General features: G+C 73.4%; 17 protein-coding genes. 13 read left to right on the top strand and 4 right to left on the bottom strand.

Translation table 11 applies throughout. The annotated features are described in order from the left end of the window. Nucleotides 1-40: 40 nt before the first annotated feature. Nucleotides 41-1,486: a PQQ-binding-like beta-propeller repeat protein gene (locus AC3CCI_RS12785; protein WP_354593017.1), complete on the bottom strand. Its 1,446-nt coding sequence runs from the start codon at nucleotides 1,484-1,486 to the stop codon at nucleotides 41-43. Continuing rightward, nucleotides 1,483-2,982 (bottom strand): outer membrane protein assembly factor BamB family protein, encoded by a 1,500-nt coding sequence (locus AC3CCI_RS12790; protein ID WP_354593016.1) that lies wholly within the window; start codon nucleotides 2,980-2,982, stop codon nucleotides 1,483-1,485. The genes AC3CCI_RS12785 and AC3CCI_RS12790 overlap by 4 nt, the downstream gene beginning before the upstream one ends. Before the next feature lie 220 nt (nucleotides 2,983-3,202). Here AC3CCI_RS12790 and leuC point away from each other — a divergent pair, with 220 nt between their 5' ends. From leuC to AC3CCI_RS12820, 6 genes are all read left to right on the top strand, one after another. Further along, nucleotides 3,203-4,690, top strand: a complete 1,488-nt coding sequence (gene leuC / locus AC3CCI_RS12795) for a 3-isopropylmalate dehydratase large subunit (protein ID WP_354593015.1) — start codon at nucleotides 3,203-3,205, stop codon at nucleotides 4,688-4,690. Further along, complete coding sequence (leuD, locus tag AC3CCI_RS12800) at nucleotides 4,690-5,286, top strand: 3-isopropylmalate dehydratase small subunit (RefSeq protein WP_488627412.1); 597 nt, start codon at nucleotides 4,690-4,692, stop codon at nucleotides 5,284-5,286. Before leuC ends, leuD begins: the two co-directional genes overlap by 1 nt. Further along, nucleotides 5,287-6,654 (top strand): UDP-N-acetylglucosamine 1-carboxyvinyltransferase, encoded by a 1,368-nt coding sequence (gene murA / locus AC3CCI_RS12805; RefSeq protein WP_055971815.1) that lies wholly within the window; start codon nucleotides 5,287-5,289, stop codon nucleotides 6,652-6,654. It begins immediately after the preceding gene. A 7-nt stretch (nucleotides 6,655-6,661) separates the two neighbouring features. Beyond that, a complete protein-coding gene (locus AC3CCI_RS12810) occupies nucleotides 6,662-7,444 on the top strand; it encodes a lysophospholipid acyltransferase family protein (protein WP_488627413.1) in 783 nt (260 codons plus the stop codon). A gap of 73 nt (nucleotides 7,445-7,517) precedes the next feature. Beyond that, entirely contained in the window at nucleotides 7,518-8,531 is a 1,014-nt protein-coding gene (locus AC3CCI_RS12815) for an NAD(P)H-dependent glycerol-3-phosphate dehydrogenase (protein ID WP_354593311.1), read from the top strand. A gap of 91 nt (nucleotides 8,532-8,622) precedes the next feature. After that, nucleotides 8,623-9,777, top strand: a complete 1,155-nt coding sequence (locus AC3CCI_RS12820; RefSeq protein ID WP_488627414.1) for a D-alanine--D-alanine ligase family protein — start codon at nucleotides 8,623-8,625, stop codon at nucleotides 9,775-9,777. 166 nt (nucleotides 9,778-9,943) lie between these two features. On the opposite strand, the gene AC3CCI_RS12825 is transcribed toward AC3CCI_RS12820, so the two are convergent. Beyond that, nucleotides 9,944-10,507: a DUF3515 family protein gene (locus AC3CCI_RS12825; protein WP_488627415.1), complete on the bottom strand. Its 564-nt coding sequence runs from the start codon at nucleotides 10,505-10,507 to the stop codon at nucleotides 9,944-9,946. Nucleotides 10,508-10,531: 24 nt separating this feature from the next. On the opposite strand from AC3CCI_RS12825, the gene thiL reads away from it, so the two are divergent. Then, nucleotides 10,532-11,593, top strand: coding sequence for a thiamine-phosphate kinase (gene thiL, locus AC3CCI_RS12830; RefSeq protein ID WP_488627416.1), 1,062 nt, complete (start codon nucleotides 10,532-10,534; stop codon nucleotides 11,591-11,593). A gap of 68 nt (nucleotides 11,594-11,661) precedes the next feature. Here the strand turns inward: thiL and rsmD are convergent, their stop codons facing one another. Continuing rightward, the gene (rsmD, locus tag AC3CCI_RS12835; RefSeq protein WP_488627417.1) at nucleotides 11,662-12,237 is read right to left on the bottom strand and encodes a 16S rRNA (guanine(966)-N(2))-methyltransferase RsmD; all 576 of its coding nucleotides are present in this window, start codon (nucleotides 12,235-12,237) and stop codon (nucleotides 11,662-11,664) included. A 159-nt stretch (nucleotides 12,238-12,396) separates the two neighbouring features. Here rsmD and AC3CCI_RS12840 point away from each other — a divergent pair, with 159 nt between their 5' ends. The 6 genes from AC3CCI_RS12840 (at nucleotide 12,397) to AC3CCI_RS12865 (ending at nucleotide 21,625) form a co-directional block, all read left to right on the top strand. Next, nucleotides 12,397-14,103, top strand: coding sequence for an acyl-CoA dehydrogenase family protein (locus AC3CCI_RS12840; RefSeq protein WP_354593007.1), 1,707 nt, complete (start codon nucleotides 12,397-12,399; stop codon nucleotides 14,101-14,103). Nucleotides 14,104-14,161: 58 nt separating this feature from the next. Further along, on the top strand, nucleotides 14,162-16,372 hold the full coding sequence (locus tag AC3CCI_RS12845) for an ATP-dependent DNA helicase RecG (RefSeq protein WP_488627418.1): 2,211 nt from the start codon (nucleotides 14,162-14,164) through the stop codon (nucleotides 16,370-16,372). An 82-nt stretch (nucleotides 16,373-16,454) separates the two neighbouring features. Beyond that, nucleotides 16,455-16,937, top strand: a complete 483-nt coding sequence (gene coaD, locus AC3CCI_RS12850) for a pantetheine-phosphate adenylyltransferase (protein WP_056257317.1) — start codon at nucleotides 16,455-16,457, stop codon at nucleotides 16,935-16,937. Between the two features lie 29 nt (nucleotides 16,938-16,966). Next, nucleotides 16,967-17,986 (top strand): AAA family ATPase, encoded by a 1,020-nt coding sequence (locus tag AC3CCI_RS12855; protein ID WP_488627419.1) that lies wholly within the window; start codon nucleotides 16,967-16,969, stop codon nucleotides 17,984-17,986. A 47-nt stretch (nucleotides 17,987-18,033) separates the two neighbouring features. Beyond that, entirely contained in the window at nucleotides 18,034-19,317 is a 1,284-nt protein-coding gene (locus tag AC3CCI_RS12860; protein WP_488627420.1) for a DUF58 domain-containing protein, read from the top strand. Continuing rightward, on the top strand, nucleotides 19,310-21,625 hold the full coding sequence (locus AC3CCI_RS12865; RefSeq protein ID WP_488627421.1) for a transglutaminase TgpA family protein: 2,316 nt from the start codon (nucleotides 19,310-19,312) through the stop codon (nucleotides 21,623-21,625). Before AC3CCI_RS12860 ends, AC3CCI_RS12865 begins: the two co-directional genes overlap by 8 nt. The last annotated feature ends 23 nt before the right edge of the window (nucleotides 21,626-21,648 follow it).

The following is a 21,648-nucleotide window of genomic DNA, read 5'->3' on the forward strand; positions in this document are numbered from 1 at the left end:
ACGTCACGGATCGAACGCATGTTCGAACGCGGTGGCGTGGTCAGGCCCCGGTCGAGCCCGGCTGGACCACCACCCGGTCGGGCGCGACGAGCTCGCGGGCGACCCCGTCCACGTCGACGTCGACCAGCCGGCCCGCCCAGGCGTAGACCTGCAGCTGCGCGGCGTGCTGCCACAACGGACGTCCGCTCGAGAGGTCGAAGGCCACGAGGGTCGACCGCCCGCCCGAACTGCCGTAGGCCAGGGCGTAGCCGACCGTGCGGCCCGCCGCGGCGAGCACCGCCCCGTCGGGCAGCGAGACCCGGGCACCCGCCGAGCCGGTCGTCCCGTCCAGGACGCGGACGACGACGGGGCCGGGCCCCGCCGCCGTCGCCGTCGCGAAGACCCGGTCGTCGGTCTGGCCCGGCAGGCCGTCCACGGCGGAGGAACTCGACGCCGGGTCACGCCACCGCACCTCGCCCGTGGCGAGGTCGAGACAGGTCACGGTCCGTGACCGGACGTCGGTCACGGCGAGGCAGGTCCGGGTCACCGAGTACCCGCCCCGGACGTCGCGGTCCGAGCTCCAGAGGCGTTCGCCGTCGGCGGCCAACGCGACGAAGCCGGCGTCTCCTCGTCCGGTGGCCGCGCCTCCTCGGGGGGCGTAGACGACGTCGTCGTGGACGACGTAGCCGACCAGGCGGTCGAGCCTTGCGGCCCACGGTCGCTCGACGCCCGTGGCCAGGTCGACCTGCACCGACCCGCCGGCCCGGGCGACGACGAGGCGGTCGCTCAGGGCCAGCGCGACGCCCGCGGTCGAGGCGGCGCCGCTCCAGACGACCCGGCCGAGGTCGCGGGCGTCACGCAGTTCGTACCGGTAGACGCCGCCGACCCCCTGCTGCCGACCGGTGACCACGACGGCGCCCGCGGTCTGGAACTGGTCGCCGTCGCCCGCCGTACCGGTCGCGACGACGTCGACCGGCCGGCCGGTCTCGACCGAGAGGGTCGTCAGCACCTGTTCGCCGTCGACGGTCGCGCGGACGAGCACGAGCCCGGTGCCGTCCACCGTCGAGACGGACGACACCAGGGCCGGGCCGGTCAGCCCCGTCGCCTCGACGTCGTCGGCGACGTCGTGCACCCAGCGGAACGCCCCCCGGTCGACGTCGAGCGCACCGATGCGCGTGCCCACCCCCTGGGTCGGCGTGGCGCAGTCGCCGTCGTTCGCGAAGCCGTAGGTCCAGGCCCCGGCGGCACTGACGAGGGCCAGCCCCTGGTCGACGGGCGTCGACCGGTACCGCAGGCACTCGGCCGGGGCGCCGGGGGCGAGGGCTGCCCGCAGGTCGACCCGCCAGCCGGACGTGGTCGGCTGCTGTCTGAGGTCGTCGACGGCGACGCCCTGCCAGGGGGCCTCGCCGCCGTACCCGGGCTGGGTCGGCGCGACGACCACCGTCGTCACGAGGGTCGCCAGTGCCAGGGCCGCGTAGGCCACCGTCAGGCGCCGTCCCGCCCTCACGAGGTCGCCCCGACGCGGGCGGTGTCGACGAGGCGCCGGGCCACGCCCCGTTCGTCGATGCGCACGAGGTGTCCGCCCCAGAACACCACGGTGCCGGACGTCGACGTCGACCAGAGGGGACGCCCGTCGGCCAGGTCGAGGGCGGCCACGTCACGCCCGGACGACCGGCCGTCGTCCGTCTCGAGGTAGAGGACCGACCGGCCCGCCGCCGAGAGGTCGTCGAGCAGCCCCACGGCCGAGCTGAACCGGGTGTGCCCGTCCGTGCCGTCGAGGGCGAGCAACCGCGACCCGCCCTCTCGCTGCACGACGACGAACACCTCGTCGCCCCGCTGGCCCGGCACCGCCTCGACCGCGAACGGCGCGCCCAGGTCGGTGTCCCACCGCACGTCGCCGTCGCGCGGGTCGAGGCATTCCGCCGCCGTGTCGTCGCGGGTGACGACGACCAGGCAGGACGGCGTGACGGCCAGCCGACGCCCGCTCGTCGGGCGGCTCCACACGGCGTCTCCCCTCTCGTCGAGGGCCGACACCGTGCCGTTCGCCCGCGTGAACTCGATGCCGAAGGCGACGACGCGACGGCCGTCGTCCGTCGCGACGACGGCTCCCGCCGGGGGGACCGCGATCACGTCGGGGGACGCCGCGAACGGTCGCTCCCGGCCCGTCGTGCCGTCGACGAACACCGTCTCGCCGCCCTGCGAGACCAGGGCCCCGGCGTCCAGCAGCGCCGGCGTGCTGCCCGAGTCGACGCCGCCCTCCCACACCGGGTCGTCGAGGCGGGAGGCCTCGACCAGCTGGTACCGGTCGCCCGACCCCGCGATGCCAGAGAAGGTGCGCAGCTGCAGCGGCCCGCGCGAGTCGACGCTGACGCTCGGCAGGTCTCGCCGGCCACGCGTCGACTCGACCAGCGACCCGTCCCGCAGGTCGAGCGCGGCGAGCACCGTGGCACCCGTGGTCTGGGTCTGCACGAGCACGCGTCCCGCGGCGGGCACGACCTGGGTCGCCGGGATGCTCAGCGCGTCCGTGTCGGGCACGTCCCGTGCCAGGTCGTGCACCCACCGGACGGTGCCCGTGGCCGTCTCGACCAGGGCGATCAGGCTCGTGGTCGCCTCCGAGGCGTATGAGCGACACGCCGGCGACCCCAGGGCGTCGCCGAAGTCGAGGTCGACCGAGGTGCCGACGGCCACGAGCCCGTCGACCGCCGGGGACGTCCAGAAGTTGAGACACCGTCGGGGGGCGTCCGGGGCCAGGGTCGCGGCGAGGTCGAGCGTCCAGCCGGTCGCGTCCGGTGACCGCCTCAGGTCGTCCACGGCGAGCCCGGTCCAGGGGCGGCCGTCGCCGTAGTCGGGTGCCACCGAGACCGCCCCCGCGGCCACGAGCGCGGTCGCCACGACCAGGGCGCCCAGCACGGAGGCCAGGCGACGAGCCGGGGAGGCGCGGTGCCAGCGGCCGGCGACCCGCGCCTCCCGGGGGTGGTCACGGGCGCGGTCGGGGTGGCTCATGGGTCGGCCTCCTCGTCGAGCGCACCCGTCGTCCGACCGACGGGTGTCGTCATGCTATTCGGAGCCCCCGCACCGGGCGCTCGCCGCGACCGTCGGGCGCATCGGGAATGGCCGTCGCCGGGGTGGGGTTCCACCCCTCGATCGACGGAGGAGGCGCCTGAGGCACTGGCGTAGACTCCTCGGATCATCTCGACGTCGACAGAGCAGAAGGGGCGTGCCCGTGGGTAGGACGCTGGCCGAGAAAGTGTGGGACGACCACGTCGTCGTCAAGGGCGAAGACGGCGCCCCCGACCTTCTCTACATCGACCTCCACCTCGTCCACGAGGTCACCAGCCCCCAGGCGTTCGACGGTCTGCGTCAGGCCGGTCGGCCGTTGCGTCGCACCGACCTCACCATCGCGACCGAGGACCACAACACGCCGACCCTGGCGATCGACAAGCCGATCGCCGACCTCACCAGCCGGACCCAGATCGAGACTCTCCGCCGCAACACGGCCGAGTTCGGCGTCCGCCTGCACCCGCTGGGTGACGCCGAGCAGGGCATCGTGCACGTCGTCGGCCCTCAGCTCGGCCTCACGATGCCGGGCATCACCGTCGTCTGCGGCGACTCGCACACGTCGACGCACGGGGCCTTCGGGGCCATGGCGTTCGGCATCGGCACGAGCGAGGTCGAGCACGTCATGGCGACGCAGACGCTGCCGCTCAAGCCGTTCAAGACGATGGCGGTCACGGTCGAGGGCACGCTCCGGCCGGGCGTCACCGCGAAGGACATCATCCTGGCGGTCATCGCCCAGATCGGCACCGGCGGTGGGCAGGGCTACGTGCTCGAGTACCGCGGCAGCGCGATCCGCTCCCTCTCGATGGAGGGGCGCATGACCATCTGCAACATGTCGATCGAGGCCGGCGCCCGCGCGGGCATGGTGGCACCCGACCAGACCACCTACGACTACCTGCAGGGTCGGCCGCACGCTCCGTCGGGTGCCGACTGGGACGAGGCGGTCGCCTACTGGGACACCCTGCCCACCGACGACGACGCGGTCTTCGACGCCGAGATCTTCCTCGACGCCGACACCCTCGAGCCGTTCGTCACCTGGGGCACCAACCCTGGTCAAGGCGTGTCGCTGAGCGACTCCGTGCCCGATCCCGAGGCCGTCGTCGACCCGAACGAGAAGGCCGCAGCGACGCGCGCCCTCGAGTACATGGCCCTCGAGGCCGGCACCCCGATGAAGGCCATCCCGGTCGACGCCGTGTTCATGGGCTCGTGCACCAACAGCCGCATCGAAGACCTGCGGGCGTTCGCGTCGATCATCCGGGGCCGCACGAAGGCCGAGGGCGTCCGCGTCATGGTCGTCCCGGGCTCGGCCCGTGTCCGGCTCGAGGCCGAGGCCGAGGGGCTCGACAAGGTGTTCACCGACTTCGGCGCCGAGTGGCGGTTCGCCGGGTGCTCGATGTGCCTCGGCATGAACCCCGACCAGCTGGCCCCCGGCGAACGCTGCGCGTCGACGTCGAACCGCAACTTCGAGGGTCGCCAGGGGAAGGGCGGTCGGACGCACCTCGTCTCGCCGCTCGTCGCCGCGGCGACCGCCGTCCGCGGCACCCTCTCGTCGCCGTGGGACCTCCAGGCCGACGACGCCGCGGCACCGGCCGACGCCGGCTCGACCGCCGAACCCGTCCTCGCCGACGGCACCGCACGAGCTGGGGCCCTCTGATGCAGAAGTTCACCACCGTCACGGGTGTCGCCGCGCCCCTCAAGCGCTCGAACGTCGACACCGACCAGATCATCCCCGCCCAGTTCCTGAAGCGGGTCACGAAGACCGGCTTCGAGGACGCCCTGTTCTTCGGCTGGCGCAACGACCCCGAGTTCGTGCTGAACCGGCCGGCGTTCCAGGGTGCGCGCGTCCTCGTCGCGGGCCCCGACTTCGGCACCGGATCGAGCCGCGAGCACGCCGTCTGGGCCCTGCGCGACTTCGGGTTCGACGTCGTCATCAGTTCGCGCTTCGGCGACATCTTCCGCGGCAACTCCGGCAAGCAGGGGCTGCTCGCCGCGGCCGTCGCCGAAGACGACGTCGAGCGGATCTGGGCCGAGATCGACCAGCACCCGGGCGTCGAGATCACGGTCGACCTCGAGGCGCAGACCGCCACGGTCGGCAGCCTCACCGTCGGATTCGAAGTCGATGCCTACACTAAGTGGCGTCTCCTCGAAGGCCTCGACGACATCGGCCTGACCCTCCGCGACGAAGCGGCCATCACAGAATTCGAAACCCGCCGCGCCGCCTGGCGCCCGAAGACATTGCCGGTGAAGTAAGTGAACTCTCTCGTCCAAGACGCAGCAGCAGCAGGTGCCCGTGTGGGGCTGACCTCCGATGAGATCGTCATCCGGGGCGGCAAGCCGCTCATCGGTCGCATCGAGGTTCGGGGCGCGAAGAACCTCGCCACCAAGGCGATGGTCGCGGCGCTGCTGGGCGACACCCCGAGCATCCTCAAGGACGTCCCCGACATCAGCGACGTCAACGTCGTCCGCGGGCTGCTCTCCGTTCACGGCGTGCGCATCACCGATCCGGCCCGCGGCGAGATGATCCTCGACCCCTCGAACGTCGAGAGCGCCCACTTCGCCGAGATCGACGCCCACGCCGGGTCGAGCCGCATCCCGATCCTGTTCTGCGGTCCGCTGCTGCACCGCCTCGGCGAGGCCTTCATCCCCGACCTCGGCGGCTGCCGCATCGGTGACCGACCGATCGACTTCCACCTCGACGCCCTGCGGGCCTTCGGCGCCGTCGTCGACAAGTCGTACAACGGCATCCACCTCACGGCCCCGAACGGGCTGACCGGTGCCAACATCGAGCTGCCCTACCCGAGCGTGGGTGCGACCGAGCAGGTGCTGCTCACCGCCGTGCTCGCGAAGGGCGTCACCGAGTTGCGCAACGCCGCGATCGAGCCCGAGATCATGGACCTCATCGCGATCCTGCAGAAGATGGGCGCGGTCGTCTCGGTCGAGCCGAACCGCGTCATCTTCATCGAGGGCGTCGAGAAGCTCCGGGGCTACACGCACCGGGCCATCAACGACCGCAACGAGGCCGCGAGCTGGGCCTCGGCCGCACTGGCGACCAAGGGCGACATCTTCGTCGAGGGTGCCGACCAGAAGGACCTGATGACGTTCTTGAACGTCTTCCGCAAGGTGGGCGGCGACTTCGACGTCCACGAGGACGGCATCCGCTTCTTCCACCCGGGTGGCGAGCTCAAGCCGGTCGTCGTCGAGACCGACGTGCACCCGGGCTTCATGACCGACTGGCAGCAGCCCCTGATCGTCGCGCTCACGCAGGCCCAGGGCACCTCGGTCGTCCATGAGACGGTCTACGAGAACCGCTTCCAGTTCACCGAGGCGCTCAACGACATGGGTGCCGACATCACGGTGCACAAGGACGGCCTGCCCGACCACGACCGTCGCGTCGCTCGTCGCGAGTTCGAACAGGCCGCCGTCATCAACGGCCCGACGGCCCTGCACGGCGCCGACATCCGCGTTCCCGACCTGCGCGGCGGGTTCAGCCACCTCATCGCGGCCCTGACCGCCGAGGGCGAGTCGAAGATCAGCAACGTCGGCATCATCAGCCGCGGGTACGAGCACTTCATCGCGAAGCTGCGCAAGCTCGGCGCCGACTTCGACTTCAAGGGCTGATCGGCCGGTGTCGACAGCCGACCCCGACGCCCCCGTCGTCCCGGTCCCGGCGCGAGGGCGTCGCAAGGAGAAGGGCGCCTTCTTCCGCACCCTGGCGACGCCCGCGGCACCGCTCTTCGACCTCATGGCCTCGATCGACATCGTCGACGGTCACAAGCTGCCGGCCGAGGGTGCGTTCGTCCTGACGCCGAACCACTACACGAACATCGACCCGGTCGTGGTGGGGCGGGTCATGTGGGCCCTCGGCCGCGTTCCGAGGTTCCTGGCCAAGGCCTCCCTGTTCCGTGTGCCGGTCTTCGGCCGGATGATGCACGCCATGGGGCACATCCCGGTCGAACGGGCCGGACGCACCCACGACAACGACCCCCTCGCGGCGGGGCGCACCCTCGTCGCCAGCGGAGGCGGCGTGATCGTCTACCCCGAGGGCACGCTGACCCGCGACCCCGACCTCTGGCCGATGAAGGGCAAGAGCGGGGCCGTCCGCCTCGCCCTCGCGGCAGGCGTCCCGCTCATCCCCATGGCCCACTGGGGCAGTCAGCACCTGATGGGGCGCTACTCGAGCAGGCTGCACGCCTTCCCCCGCAAACGCATCACCGTCGTCATCGGCGACCCCGTCGACCTCTCGGCCTACCGCGACCGGCCCCTCGACCAGGCGTCCGTCACGGCGGCCACGGCTCGCGTGATGGACGCCATCACCGTGCTGGTCGAGCGGTTGCGGCACGACGAGGCTCCGGCCGAGCGGTGGAACCCCGCCAAGAACCACCAGAAGGAGACGGGCCGCTTTGAGTAGCTCCGAATCGCGCGAAGGCGCCATCGAGGCCCTCGGCGAAGGGGCGGTCACGACCGAGGCGATCTCGATCGTCATGCGCGAGGCGATCCCCCGTCGGGTCGCCGTGCTCGGGTCGGGCAGCTGGGGCACGACCTTCGCGAAGGTGCTCGCCGAGGGCGGCGCCGACGTCACGCTGTGGGCCCGCCGCCCCGAGGTGGCCCGCGAGATCACCGAGAGCAAGCGCAACAGCGACTACCTGCCGGGCATCAACCTGCCCCGGACGCTCGTCGCCACCCCGTCGGTCGAGCAGGCCCTTGCCGGGGCCGAGCAGGTCTACCTGTCGGTGCCGAGCCAGACGCTGCGCGAGAACCTCACGGCCATCCGTGGCCTCGTGCCCGGCGGGGTGCCGGTCGTCAGCCTGATGAAGGGCGTCGAGAAGGCCACCGGGCTCCGCATGAGCGAGGTCATCGAGGCCGAGCTGGGCATCGAGCGCGACCTGATCGCCGTCGCGTCCGGGCCGAACCTCGCGCTCGAGATCGCCAAGCGTCAGCCGACGGCCGCCGTGGTGTCGTCCCACAGCCTCGAGACCGCCACCTCGGTGGCGGCCACCGCCACCAACCCGTACTTCCGGTCGTTCGTCAACACCGACGTGATCGGCACCGAGTTCGGGGGCGTGCTGAAGAACCTCATCGCCGTCGCCATCGGCATCGTCGACGGGGTCGGCTACGGCGAGAACACGAAGGCGTCGATCATCACGCGGGGCCTGGCCGAGATGACCGCGTTCGCCGTCTCGTTCGGGGCCAAGGCCGAGACCCTGGCGGGGCTCGCCGGGCTGGGCGACCTCATCGCCACCTGCGAGTCGCCGCTGTCGCGCAACAACACGGCCGGCCGGCTGCTCGGCCAGGGCTACGCCTTTGGCGACGTGGTGCGTCAGATGAACCAGACCGCCGAGGGACTGGCCTCGGTGGCCCCCATCCTCGAACTGGCCCGGTCGCGGGGCGTCGACATGCCCATCGTCCAGCAGGTGGCCGAGGTGCTCGCCGGTACGCTGGACCCGCGCAACATCGCCCCGCACCTCACCGAGACGGACGAGCCGCAGGGCGAGTGACCGCGAGGTCGTCACCGCCGGGGCGTGCGACCACCAGAGCCCGCCACCGCGGGTCGGCCCGTGGGCCGTGACACCGAAGAGAGGCCCCTGCATGGCGACCAACGACCCGACTCCGACGACCCACCCCGCCACGACCGCCTCCTCGTCGCTCGGCACGCCGAAGACCGTCGTGGTCGTCCTGTTCGGCGGTCGGTCCAGCGAGCACTCGATCAGTTGCGCGACGGCCGGGGGAGTCCTCTCGGCGATCGACCGCGAGCGGTACGAGGTGGTGCCGGTCGGCATCACGGCCGAGGGCGCCTTCACCCTGCAGCCGGACGACGCGTCGCGGTTCGCGTTGGACGCCGAGACCCTGCCGACGGTCGTCGACAACGGCACCCGGGTGCACTGGCCCGAGTCGGCCACCACCCGTGGGCTGACCGTCACCGAGGCGGACGGCACCACCCGCCTGCTGGGCGAGGTCGACGTGGTGTTCCCCATCCTGCACGGTCCCTTCGGTGAGGACGGCACGGTCCAGGGCCTGCTCGAGCTGACGGGCCTGCCCTACGTCGGGGCGGGTGTGCTCGCCTCGTCGCTCGGCATGGACAAGCACTTCACCAAGACCGTCCTGCAGGCGGCCGGGGTGGCCGTCGCCCCGTGGCGGACCGTCCGCCGCCGCGACTGGGAGGCCGCGCGCGAGCGTGTCGCCGCCGACGTCGAGGCGCTCGGCTACCCCGTGTTCGTCAAGCCCGCCCGGGCCGGGTCGAGCGTCGGGGTCTCGCGCGTCGACTCGGCCTCCGACCTCGACCGCGCCATGGCGAAGGCCTTCGCGGAAGACCACAAGGTGCTCGTCGAATCCGCCGTCGTCGGACGCGAGATCGAGTGCGCCGTGCTCGGCGGGCGCGGGGGAGCGGCGCCCCGCACCTCGGTCGCCGGCGAGATCGTCCTCGCGGGCGACACGTTCTACGACTTCGAGTCGAAGTACCTCGGCGCGCCCGGAGCCGACCTGGTCTGCCCCGCGCACCTCTCGCCCGACGAGTTGGCCGAGATGCAGCGGCTCGCCGCCCTCGCCTTCGAGGCCATCGACGGCACCGGTCTCGCGCGCGTCGACTTCTTCCTCACCGACGCCGGCTGGGTGATCAACGAGATCAACACCATGCCCGGCTTCACACCGATCTCGATGTTCCCCGCCTGCTGGCTCGCGAGCGGCCTCAGCTACCCCGAACTGATCGACGAGCTGATCGTGCTCGGCCTCGAGACCGAGCGCTGACCGCCTTCCGCAGGCACCACGCCACGAAGTACACACGTCGCCACGAGATCTCGTGGCGGCGTGTGTACTTCGTGGCGTGGCGTGGCGTGGCGCGGCGCGGCGTGGACGTGGCGTGCGGCGGGCAGGCGGGGGCCCGCGGCGTGACGAGCGCGCGGCCCGGCCGGCGTCAGGGCGTCGGCGTCGCGGAGGGGTCGTCGGCCGAGCCGGCCGACCCGGGCAGGTCGCCGGCGCCGACGCATGCCTTGCCGTCGTTCGGCAGGTAGCCGACCGCGTCGGCCAGGTCGCGCAGCACGTTGCCGCCGTTGGCCTTGGTGGTGTCGACGATCACCTGCACGCCCGGCTCGCGGCCGTACGTGGTGAGGATCGAGGTCTCGGCGTCGTCGGGGTCTTGGTCGACCAGCCAGTCGACGCCCTGGACGTCGTAGCAGGGCAGGTCGGACACCGCGGGCGTCTCGACGCCGCAGTGCAACAACACGCTCGTCGGCGAACCCCAGGCGCCCGTGGCCTGGGCGTCGGTCTCGCGGCGGCCTTGCCCGTCGTCGACGACCTCGGGCAGGTGGACGGTGACCTGGGCGCACGAGGGGTCGTTGGCCCCGTCGGCGGGCTGCATCGGCACGGCCTGGGCGCAGCCGACGAGGGTCGTCGCGAGGCCCACGGCGACGAGCGACAGGGCCGCCACGCGGAGGCCGGGACGGAGGCGCGGGGCGCGGGGCCAGGACGGGTTCGACATCGCATCCAGGCTACCGTTCAGCACATGGAACGACGCTCCACGGACCCCCGCCCGGCCGACGCCGACGCGCCCACCGCCGACACCGCCGACAGCGCCGACAGCGCCGACACCGTCGAGGGCGTCGGCGAGCTCGCCACCCTGGCCCGCATCCTCCCTCGACTGCCGCGCGGTGACGACACGCTGCTCGGCCCGGGCGACGACGCGGCCGTCGTGGCCGCCCCCGACGGCCGGTTCGTCGTGACCACCGACCTGATGGTGCACGGCCCCGACTTCCGTCGTGCCTGGTCGACGCCCCGCGACCTCGGCTGGAAGGCGGCCGCCTCGAACCTGTCCGACGTCGCGGCGATGGGTGCTCGGCCGACGGCCCTCGTCGTCGCCCTCGCGGTGCCCGGCGACACGTCCGTGGCCGAGCTCGAGGCGTTCGCCGACGGCCTGCGCGAGGGGTGCGCGCTCATGGCCCCCGGCGCCGGCGTCGTCGGCGGCGACCTGTCCGTCTCGCCCACGTTCACGGTCGCGGTGACGGCCTTCGGCGACCTCGAGGGGCGCGTCCCGGTGCGGCGGGACGGCGCCCGGCCCGGTGACGTCGTCGCGGTCTCCGGGGCCCTCGGCCGGTCCGCGCGGGGGCTCGACCTGCTGTTCGGCCTGGGCGTCGACCACGAGGGGCGGCCCGACGCCGGACGTGCCGCGGCCCTCCGCGCCCGCGACCCCGACGTCGGCTGGCACCTCGCCCCCACGCCACCCGTCGCCGACGGTCGCTCCGCGGCGATCGCGGGCGCGACCGCGATGCTCGACCTGTCCGACGGCCTCGCCCTCGACGCCGGGCGCGTGGCCCGCGGCAGCGGCGTCGTGGTCGACCTGACGACCGCCGCCCTGGGCGACGACGTGCGGGTCGCGCTCTCGGGTGGCGAGGACCACTCGCTCCTCGCCACGTTCCCGCCCGGCGTGCCGCTGCCGGGCGGCTTCCGCGCCGTCGGCACGGTCCGCGACCTCGCAGGAGGCGCGCCCCGGGTCACCCTCGACGGTTCCGACCTCGGCGAGGCCGGGGGGTGGGACCCGTACCGCCTCTGGGGCGGCGGACAGGGCTGACGAGTCGACCCGCGCCTCCTCGGCGGGGAGGGCCCGGGAGGCGCGGCTCGGCGGGTCCGGACCGCCGGTCAGTCGCGCAGCGCGAACCAGACGGTCGTGTCGCCGTACTGCTTCTTCACGTCGAGGCTGAGGCCGTCGGGCCAGCCGGGCTCGCCGTCGCGGGACGCGCGTTCGACGACGACCAGGGCCTGCTCGTCGAGGGAGGGCAGCAGGGCGACGAGGTCGGCGGTGAGGTCGGCCGCCGACAGCTCGTACGGCGGGTCGAAGAAGACGAGGTCGACGAGGGCCGACCCGCCCTCGAGGTACGACCGCACGGGCTGGGCGACGACGTCGACACGTGGGGGAACGCCCCGGGGCGGGCGGGGTGCGCGGGCGAGCACCGACTCGACGTTGCGGCGCAGCACCTTCGCCGCGGCCGGTGCCTTCTCGACCAGCACGACCGACGCGGCCCCGCGCGACGCGGCCTCGAGCCCCAGCCCCCCGGTGCCGGCGTAGAGGTCGAGCACGCGCCGACCGCGGATCTCGTCGCGGGCGTCGAGCGACGAGAAGAGCGCCTCGCGCACCCGGTCGCTCGTGGGGCGCGTCCCGACCTTGGGGACGACGAGCGAGAGGTTGTCGGCGAAGCCGGAGATGATGCGGGACATGGGGTCAACCATGCCAGGTCGCCGCGGGCCGCCCGCCCGGGTCGGGTGCGCGCGCGGTTCGAGCATCCCGACAACGCATCGCCCTCGCCCGCCCCGCCCGCTCGTCGGACCTGCACAACCGAGTTGTCCACGCCCGGCGGCGTCGACAGCATCGGTGCCATGACCAGCGTCGATCGAACCGTCCGGCCCTCGTTCACCAAGTCGCTCTTCGCGGGGCGCATCGCCTCCGAGCTCGTCTTCCCCTACCCGGGGATGACCGCGGCCGAGAAGGCGAAGGTCGAGACGGTGTCGGCGTCCGCCCGCGAGGTGCTCGCGGGCTACGACCCGCTGAAGGCCGAACGCGAGGGCTGGATCGGCGACGACACCGTCCGCGAGCTGGGCGAGCGGGGCCTGATGGGGCTCTTCGTGGCCGAGGAGTACGGCGGCCTCGGGCTCGGCCAGAGCGCCTACTGCCGCGTGTACGAGGAGTTCGGGCGGGTCGACGGCACCCTGGCCACGGTCATGGGCGTGCACCAGTCGATCGGCACGAAGCCGCTCCACCTCTACGGCACCGACGACCAGAAGGCGCGCTGGCTGCCCGACCTCGCCAGCGGCCGTAAGCTCGCCGCCTTCGTGCTCACCGAGCCGAACGTCGGCAGCGACGCCTACGCCCTCGAGACCCGGGCCGAACGACAGGCCGACGGCAGCTGGGTGCTCAACGGCGAGAAGCGCTGGATCGGCAACGGCGACAAGGACGTCCTGACGGTCTTCGCGCAGAGCGACCTCGGCCACGTCGCGCTGATCGTCGAGAAGGGCACGGAGGGGCTGAGCACCGGTCCGCGCTTCGAGACCCACGGCCTCAAGGCCAACCACCTGCAGCGCGTGCGCTTCACCGACGTCCGGGTGCCCGCCGAGAACCTGCTCGGCGAGCCGGGCGACGGATTCCGCATCGCGGTCAACACGCTCAACAACGGCCGCATGTCGATGGGAACGGCCATCGCGGGCGGCATGAAGAGGTTCCTCGAGCTGAGCCTCGAGCACACGGAGGCGCGACACCAGTTCGGCAGGCCGCTCGCCGACTTCGAGATGGTCGGCGACAAGCTCGCCTGGATGACGCGCCAGATCTACGGCATCGAGTCGATGTCGTACCTGACCACCGGCCTCGTCGACCGGGGCGACACCGACTTCGCCCTCGAGTCGGCCATGACCAAGGTCGCCGCCAGCGACACCGGCTGGTACGCGCTGAACCGGGCCGTGCAGCTGCACGGCGGCGAGGCCTACATGGCGGACCATCCGCTGTCGAAGGCGCTGCGCGACTTCCGGATCTTCCCGATCTTCGAGGGGGCAAACGACGTCCTGCGCGCGTTCGTCGCCCTCAACGGCCTGAAGACGCTCAGTGAGGAGTTGCCCGACGTCGCGTCCCTCAGCATCGGCGACCCCGGGCGGGCCCTGGGGGTCCTCGCACCGTACGTCGCCGGCCGCGTGCAGCGCCGCATCAGGCCCGACCGCCCGGTCGGGGTCCACCCGGCGCTCGCGAAGCAGGCCGCAGAGCTGGGCGACCAGGTGTCGCGGCTGCGCGAGCGCACCGAGGGGGCGCTCCGCAAGCACGGCAAGAAGGTGCAGGAGAAGCAGCTCGTGCAGAAGCGCCTCGCCGACGCGGCGAGCGGCGTCTACGCGCAGACGGCCGTGCTCTCGCGGGCCTCGACGGCCCTGCAGGAGGCGCGGGCCGACTCCGAGGCGGAGCGTCACCTGGCCGTCGGCTTCTGCAAGCAGTCCGCCCGCGAGGTGGGGCGCCTGTTGCGGGCCCTCGAGGTGAACGACGACCGGCACACGGCCGACCTCGCCACCGCGACCCGCGCCTCCGGCGGGTACTCCTTCTCGCTCTGACGCTCGCAGCCCGCGTCCGCGAGGGTCGCCGTCGGGGGCGGGCACTAGCGTGGTGTCCGTGCCCGACTCACCCCTCGACGCGTCGCTGGCCGGGGCCCTCGGCGGCCGGACGGCCACCGCGCTGCAGAAGGCCTTCGGCCTGCGCACCGTCGGCGACCTGCTGACGCACTTCCCGCGGCGCTACGCCCGGCGCGGCGAGCTCACGGCCCTCGACCAGCTGCCGCTCGGCGAGTCGGTCACGATCGTCGCGCAGGTGCTCGACGTGCGAGAGCGCACCATGCGCGCCCGCCGTGGGTCGATCCTCGAGGTGCGCATCGGCGACGGGCAGGGCATCCTGACGCTCACCTTCTTCAACCAGGCCTGGCGGGCGAAGGACCTCGTGCCGGGTGCCCGCGGCATCTTCGCGGGCAAGGTCGGCGACTACCGGGGGCTCCGTCAGCTCGCCCACCCCGACTACGAGCTGTTCGACGCCTCGCACGAGGCCGTCGCCGGCGTCGGCGACCAGCAGGCCCAGAGGTGGGCGAAGCAACCGATCCCGATCTACCCGGCCAGCGCCTCCGTGGCCTCGTGGCAGGTGCAGAAGTCGGTCGAGGTCCTGCTCGACGGCCTGCCGCCGATCGACGACGCCGTGCCGGCGTCGGTGCGGGCCGAGCTCGACCTGATGCCGGTGTCCGAGGCCTACGAGCGCATCCACCGTCCCGAGACCGACCGTGACCACCTCACGGCCCGCGACACGTTGCGGTTCGACGAGGCCTACGTGCTGCAGAGCGCGTTGTTGCAGCAACGGGCGCTCGTGCGCCGCTCCGCCGCGACGCCCCGTCGGGCCGCCCCCGACGGCTTGCTGGCGACGTTCGACGCCGCGCTGCCCTTCGAGCGGACGGGCGACCAACGACTCGTGGGTGACGAGATCACCCGCGACCTCGAGGCCGAGGTCCCGATGAACCGCCTCGTCCAGGGCGAGGTCGGCTCGGGCAAGACCCTCGTCGCCCTGCGGGCCATGCTCGCCGTGGCCGAGAGCGGGGGACAGTCTGCCCTGCTCGCCCCCACCGAGGTGCTCGCGGCCCAGCACCTGCGGTCCATCACGGCGACCCTCGGGCCCGACTTGGCCGCCCGGCTGCGACCGACCCTGCTGACCGGCCAGATGACCGTGGCGCAACGCAAGAAGGCGCTGCTGTCGATCGTCAGCGGTCAGGCGCACGTCGTCGTCGGCACGCACGCGTTGATCAGCGAGGCCGTCGAGTTCGTCGACCTCGGGCTCGTGGTCGTCGACGAGCAGCACCGTTTCGGCGTCGACCAGCGCGAGGCCCTGCGCAAGAAGGGGGCCACGCCGCCGCACGTGCTCGTCCTCACCGCCACGCCCATACCCCGGACGGTCGCCATGACGGTGTTCGGCGACCTCGACGTCTCGACCATCGCCGAGCTGCCGAAGGGGCGTCAGGCCATCGAGTCGTTCGTCGTGCCGCTCGCCGACCACCCGACCTGGGGCGGTCGCATCTGGCAGCGCTCGGCCGAGGAGGTCGCGAAGGGGCGACAGGTCTTCGTCGTCTGCCCCGCGATCGACGCGGTGACGGCCGAACCGGGTGACCCGCCCGAGGTCGACGCGGCGTCCGGCGACGATCCGCCCGGAGGAGGCGCGTCCGAGGCGCCGGCACCCGAACGGGCCAGCGTCGAGGGGGTCATGGCCCGGGTGCCCACGATCCCGGTGCTGCAGGGCCTGCGCGTCGAACCGCTGCACGGCCGCATGTCGTCCGACCAGAAGGACGACGTCATGCGCCGGTTCGCCGCCGGTGACATCGACGTGCTCGTGGCCACCACGGTCATCGAGGTCGGGGTCGACGTGCCGAACGCCTCGACCATGGTCGTGCTCGACGCCGACCGGTTCGGCGTCTCTCAGCTGCACCAGCTGCGGGGTCGCGTCGGGCGAGGCGGCCACCCGGGGCTCTGCCTGCTCGTCACCCACGCCGAGGCCGAGACGGTGGCGCGCGAGCGGGTCGACGCGGTCGCGGCGACGCTCGACGGCTTCGAGCTCGCCCAGGTCGACCTCGACCTCCGCCGCGAGGGCGACGTGTTGGGCAACCTCCAGTCGGGCGGGCGCTCCTCGTTGCGCCTGCTGCGGGTCGCCCGCGACGGCGACCTCATCGGGCTCGCACGAGAGCACGCGGCCGAGGTGCTCGAGGCCGATCCCCGCCTCGTCGACCATCCCGCGCTCGCCGCGGCCATCGCCCGGCGACTGGACGACCGTGGTCGCGAGGCGATGGGCAAGAACTGAGCCTGCCGACGATGCGTGACGCGTCCTCGACGGTGGGTCCGCCCTGGGTGTGCGTCCGGGGTCGGCGGGATACAGTGACCGGATGAGCAGGATCGCCGTCGTCCCGGGTTCGTTCGATCCCGTGACCCTCGGTCACGTCGACGTGATCGCCCGGGCCGCCAACATCTTCGACGAGGTCCACGTCCTCGTGGTGCACAACCCCGAGAAGAGCGCCCTGCTGCCCTTGGCGCAGCGCGTCTCTCTGCTCGGCGACTCGCTGCGCGCCGCGGGTCTGCCCGACACCGTCACCGTGCACAGCTGGAGCGTCGGGCTGCTGGTCGACTACTGCACCGAGGTCGGCGCCAGCGTGCTCGTCAAGGGCATCCGCTCGCAGGTCGACGTCGCGTACGAGACCCCGATGGCGATCATGAACCGCAGCCTCGCCGGCGTCGAGACCGTGTTCCTGCTGCCCGACCCCGCCCACGCGCACGTCTCGAGTTCGCTGGTCCGGCAGGTCGCGTCCCTCGGCGGCGACGTGTCTCCGTACGTGCCCGAGGCCGTCGCCGCGTACCTCAGCACCACCTGACCCCGACCGACCCGACCGAGGACGACGCGATGACCACGACCAACGACCCGACCGTCGACCCTGCCGTCCGAGCCGGGTCCGAGATGTCGCTCGACGAGGTCCAGCGGCGGGCCCGCGGCATCCTCGAGGCCGTCGCCACCGTCATCGACGGCAAGGACGGCGCGATCTCGACGGCCCTCACCGTGCTGCTCGCCGAGGGGCACCTGCTCATCGAGGACGTCCCCGGGGTCGGCAAGACCCAGCTCGCCCGCGCCCTCGCCAAGGCCGTCGACGCGACGGTCACGCGCATCCAGTTCACCCCCGACCTCCTGCCGAGCGACATCACGGGCGTGTCGGTCTACGACCGGCAGAGCGGCGGGTTCGAGTTCAAGCCCGGCCCCGTGTTCGCGAACGTCGTCATCGGCGACGAGATCAACCGCGCTTCGCCCAAGACGCAGTCGGCCCTGCTCGAGAGCCTCGAGGAGCGCCAGGTGACGGTCGACGGCACCACCCACCCGCTGCCGTCGCCGTTCCTCGTCGTGGCGACGCAGAACCCGGTCGAGATGGAGGGCACCTACAACCTGCCCGAGGCCCAGCGCGACCGGTTCATGGCCCGCATCTCGCTGGGCTACCCGGACGCCCGCAGCGAGTTGCGCATGTTGCAGCAGCGCGAGCGCGTCAGCCCCCTCGACACCCTGCGCCCGCTCGTCTCCCTCGACGAGCTCACCCGCATGATCGCCGCCGTGCGCACCGTCTACACGGCCGAGGCCGTCGAGGAGTACGCCGTCCGCATCGTCCAGGCGACGCGGGTGCACCCCGACGTGCGCCTCGGGGCGAGCCCCCGGGCGACGCTGCAGCTGATGCGGGCCGCCAAGTCGTGGGCCGCCCTCAACGGTCGCGGCTACGTCGTCCCCGACGACGTCGACGCCCTCAGCGGCCCCGTCCTCGGGCACCGGGTCATCCTCGCCGGTCGGGCGGGGGCCGGGGCGGTCTCGGCCGCGTACGACGTCGTCGCCGACGTCGTCGAACGGACGGCCGTGCCGCTCGGCGACCCGGCCGACGCCCGCTGACCGTGAAGCGGGGTGGGGTCCCCAGGCCGACCGGCCGTGGTGTCGGCGTGCTCGCCGCCGGGGTGCTCGTCGTGCTCGTCGGGTGGCTGCTGCAGGCCCCGGCGCTCGTCTTCGCCGGCACCACCCTCGTCGTGCTGATCGTCGCCGTCACGGTGTCGCTGCTCTTCCGGACGGCCGACGTCCGGGTCGCCCGCCGGTTCTCGCCCGACCGCGGCGTGGCCGGGTGGTCCGCCGTCGAGACGGTGTCGGTCCTGCCCCGCGGGGGCCGGACGTCCGGCACGGTGCGCGTGCGCGAGCAGCTGCCGTTCGGGCGGCTGGGCGACTCCGAGGCCGCGGCCGTCCTGCTCGTGCCGGGGCGCGCCTCCTCGGCGGTCTTCCGTCACCACGACCTGCCGCGCGGACGCCACCGCATCGGACCGCTGCACGTGGACCTCGTCGAGTCGTACGGCGTCGCCCGACGTCGCGTCGTGGCGGACGGCGCGGCCGAGTTCGTCGTCGTGCCCGAGGTCGTCGAGGTCGGGCTCGGTCGGGAGTCCCGGGCGCTCGGCGACGGGTCGAGGCGGCAGCGCGAGCACAGCCTGGCCGGCGGTGAGGACGACCCGGTCACCCGCGAGTACCGCCGGGGCGACCCGATGCGGCGCGTGCACTGGAAGGCCACGGCCCGCCACGGTGAACTCATGGTCCGTCAAGAAGAGCAGCACGGCCTGCCGAGCGCCCGCGTGGTCATCGCGGTCGCCGCCGAGGGCTGGTCGGACGCCCGGCCGACGGTGCCGCCGTCGACCGGCCGCCGGTCCGGCCCGGCGGCACCGGCGATCCCGCTCGTCAGCGACGCCTTCGAGTGGGCGGTGTCGTTCGCGGCGACGGTCGCGGTCGAGGTCGGTCACGCGGGGTCGCTCACCGTGCTCGCGACACCCGGCGGGTCGCTCGTCGCCCGGCACGACCCCGACTCGACCACGGCGTTCCTCGACGACCTCGCCGACCTCCGGTTGGACGACGACCTCGGCGCGCCCGCGCCCACCCCGTCGCCGCGTGAACCCGTGGTCGCCGTGGTGTCCGGGCTCCGCCGACTCGAACTCGACCTGCTCGTCGCCTCGCGGGCCGTCGGGTCGTCGGCCGTGGCCGTCGTCGTGACACCCGCCCTGCCGCTCGGTGCCGGTCTCACCTCCCGTCCCGCGCGGGACGTCGAGGGCACCGACCGGGCGGACGGTCGCGTCCTGGGCCCCGACGAGGTGGCCGGTGCCCTGGTGGACGCCGGGTGGCGGGTCGTCGAAGCCGACTCGAGTGACGACGTCGGGCGACTGATCGCCGGCGCGGGGGTGCTCGATGACTGACCCGACGCCTCGCGTGGGCTTCTTCGGGGCGGAGCCGGGGGCCACGACGCGGTGGCAGACCTCGGTGCTGCTCTGGCTCGTGCTCGTCCTCTCGCTGGCCAGCCTGCACCCCGTGTTCGTCGGGGTCGGCTGGTGGGTGGCCGGTGCCGTCGTCTCGGGTGTCGTCCTCGGTGCGTCGCTGACCCTGCGGTCCCTGGGGGCCGCGTCCTGGGTGGGCGTCGTCGTCGGCGCCGTCGCGGGGGCCCTCGTCACGACGGCCTTCGCCTCGGGGGGCACGGCCCTGCTGGGCGTCGTGCCGACGGGGGCGACCTTCGCGCGCCTCCCCGAGCTGTCGGCGCAGGCGAACGCCGCCATCGTCGACGGGTCGGCGCCGGTCGAGGTGAACGACGGCCTGCTCGTCACCGTGGCCGTCTCGGTCCTCGTCGTCGCCGTGGTCACCGACCTGCTGTCCAGCGTCGGCCAGTTGACCGTGACGACCGGGCTGTTCCCCGCGCTGGTGCTGGCCGTGCCGACCTTCGTGCCGAACGTCGCCACGAGCTGGCCGTGGGTCGTCGCGACGGTGCTGGCCTACCTGGTGCTGCTGATGGTGTCGACCGGTCGACAGCCGTCGCGGGCGGGCCTCGTCGGCGCCGCGGCGTCGGTGGCGGTCGCCGGCCTGCTGACCGCGGTCGTCCCGCTGTCGGGCGTGGCGCCGCTGACCGGGTCGGGCACCGGCACGGGCCTCGCCACCGGGGTGAACCCGATCATCGACCTCGGCGACGACCTCCGGCGTGGCGCGCCGGTGACGGTCCTGTCGTACCGCACCGACGACGCGCAGGGCCAGTACCTGAAGCTCGTCGACCTCGTCGACTTCTCGGGCCGGTCCTGGAGCCCCGCCGACGTCCAGCTCGATCCGCTGAACACCCTCGACGCCCTGCCGGACGCCCCGGGCATCGACCCGGGCACCGCCCGACGGGAGGTCACCACCGACGTGACCGTCGGGGCGCTGCGCAGCCCGTACCTGCCGGTGCCCGTCCCGCCCACGAGCATCGAGGGCCTGGACGACCAGTGGCGGTTCGTCGACGAGAGCGGCGTCACGGTCCGCAGCGACTCCGAGGGCACCCAGGGGCTCGAGTACCAGGTGACGAGTCGTCCGGTCGACCCCAGCCCCGAGCAGGTCGTCGCCTCGCTCGACGACTCCGGGCCCGACATGTCGGCCTACCTCTCGGTCGACGAGGTCCCGCAGGCCGTCACCGACCTCGCCGCCCAGGTGACCACGGGTGCCGCCAACCCGTTCGACGCCGCCGTCGAGCTGCAGGACTACTTCCGTGACGGCGACTTCACCTATTCCGAGGACACGCCCGTCGACCGCGGCTACGACGGCAGCGGTCTCGACGCGATCGAGACCTTCCTGCAGGTGAAGAGCGGCTACTGCGTGCACTTCGCCTCGGCCATGGCCGTGATGGCGCGCACGCTCGGCATCCCGTCGCGCGTGGCCGTCGGGTTCCTGCCCGGGGACCTCCAGGGGGTCGGCGACGACGCGGCCTTCCAGGTCAGCAGCGACGACCTGCACACCTGGCCCGAGCTGTACTTCGCCGGCCTCGGCTGGGTGCCGTTCGAGCCGACCGTGGGGCTCGGCGCCCCCCAGCAGTACCTCCAGCAGACCGGCGTCGAGCCGAGCGACGTCCCCTCGGACGACGCCAGCACGGCTCCCGACGCCAGCACGGGTCCCTCGGCGACGACGGCCCCGACGACGGCGGCCCCCGGCACGAGCGCCACCCCGACGTCGGGGGCCGCCGGCTCGGGTGCCGGCGTCGGGCCGGTCCCGGCCGTCGGGCTCTCGGTGCTCGCCGCCCTGCTGCTCGCGGGCCTGGTCGTGCCCTCCGGCCTGCGTGCCGGTCGCCGACGCCGACGGCTGTCCGCCGCGCCTCCCGACCTGGCGCTGCACGCCTGGCACGAGGTGGTCGACACGGCCCGAGACCTCGGCGTGCCCGTGACGTCGGGGCTCACGCCGCCGGCCGTCGCCGACCTGCTGCTCCGACGGCTGGGGCAGGTCGACGCCGCCCCGGCGGGCGACGCCGCTGCGGCACCGGCGTCCGGCCGGGCGTCGAGGGCGCAGGAGGCGCGGGTCGCGACGACCGCGCTGCTGGACGCCCTGCAGGCGGAGCGCTTCGGGGCCGAGCCGGCGGCGCGCCGGGTGCAGGTGGACGCGCGTCGCGTGATCGACGGGCTCCGCGCCTCCTCGTCCCTCGGGGAGCGGGTCGCGGCGACGATCGCCCCCCGGTCGCTCGTCGGCGGCACGGAGGCGACGTCCGGTTCGACGGCGTAAACTCCCTCTCCGTGCCTCATTTC

It is taken from the genome of Frigoribacterium sp. CF331, assembly GCF_057787905.1.

Excerpts from the sequence above, each read along its gene's own strand:
- AC3CCI_RS12840 (WP_354593007.1), top strand. The coding sequence starts at position 12,397 with ATGACCAGCGTCGATCGAACCGTCCGGCCCTCGTTCACCAAGTCGCTC.
- coaD (WP_056257317.1), top strand. The coding sequence starts at position 16,455 with ATGAGCAGGATCGCCGTCGTCCCGGGTTCGTTCGATCCCGTGACCCTC.
- rsmD (WP_488627417.1), bottom strand. The coding sequence starts at position 12,237 with ATGTCCCGCATCATCTCCGGCTTCGCCGACAACCTCTCGCTCGTCGTC.
- AC3CCI_RS12790 (WP_354593016.1), bottom strand. The coding sequence starts at position 2,982 with ATGAGCCACCCCGACCGCGCCCGTGACCACCCCCGGGAGGCGCGGGTC.
- AC3CCI_RS12865 (WP_488627421.1), top strand. The coding sequence starts at position 19,310 with ATGACTGACCCGACGCCTCGCGTGGGCTTCTTCGGGGCGGAGCCGGGG.
- AC3CCI_RS12855 (WP_488627419.1), top strand. The coding sequence starts at position 16,967 with ATGACCACGACCAACGACCCGACCGTCGACCCTGCCGTCCGAGCCGGG.
- thiL (WP_488627416.1), top strand. The coding sequence starts at position 10,532 with ATGGAACGACGCTCCACGGACCCCCGCCCGGCCGACGCCGACGCGCCC.
- AC3CCI_RS12815 (WP_354593311.1), top strand. The coding sequence starts at position 7,518 with ATGCGCGAGGCGATCCCCCGTCGGGTCGCCGTGCTCGGGTCGGGCAGC.
- AC3CCI_RS12820 (WP_488627414.1), top strand. The coding sequence starts at position 8,623 with ATGGCGACCAACGACCCGACTCCGACGACCCACCCCGCCACGACCGCC.
- AC3CCI_RS12825 (WP_488627415.1), bottom strand. The coding sequence starts at position 10,507 with ATGTCGAACCCGTCCTGGCCCCGCGCCCCGCGCCTCCGTCCCGGCCTC.
- leuD (WP_488627412.1), top strand. The coding sequence starts at position 4,690 with ATGCAGAAGTTCACCACCGTCACGGGTGTCGCCGCGCCCCTCAAGCGC.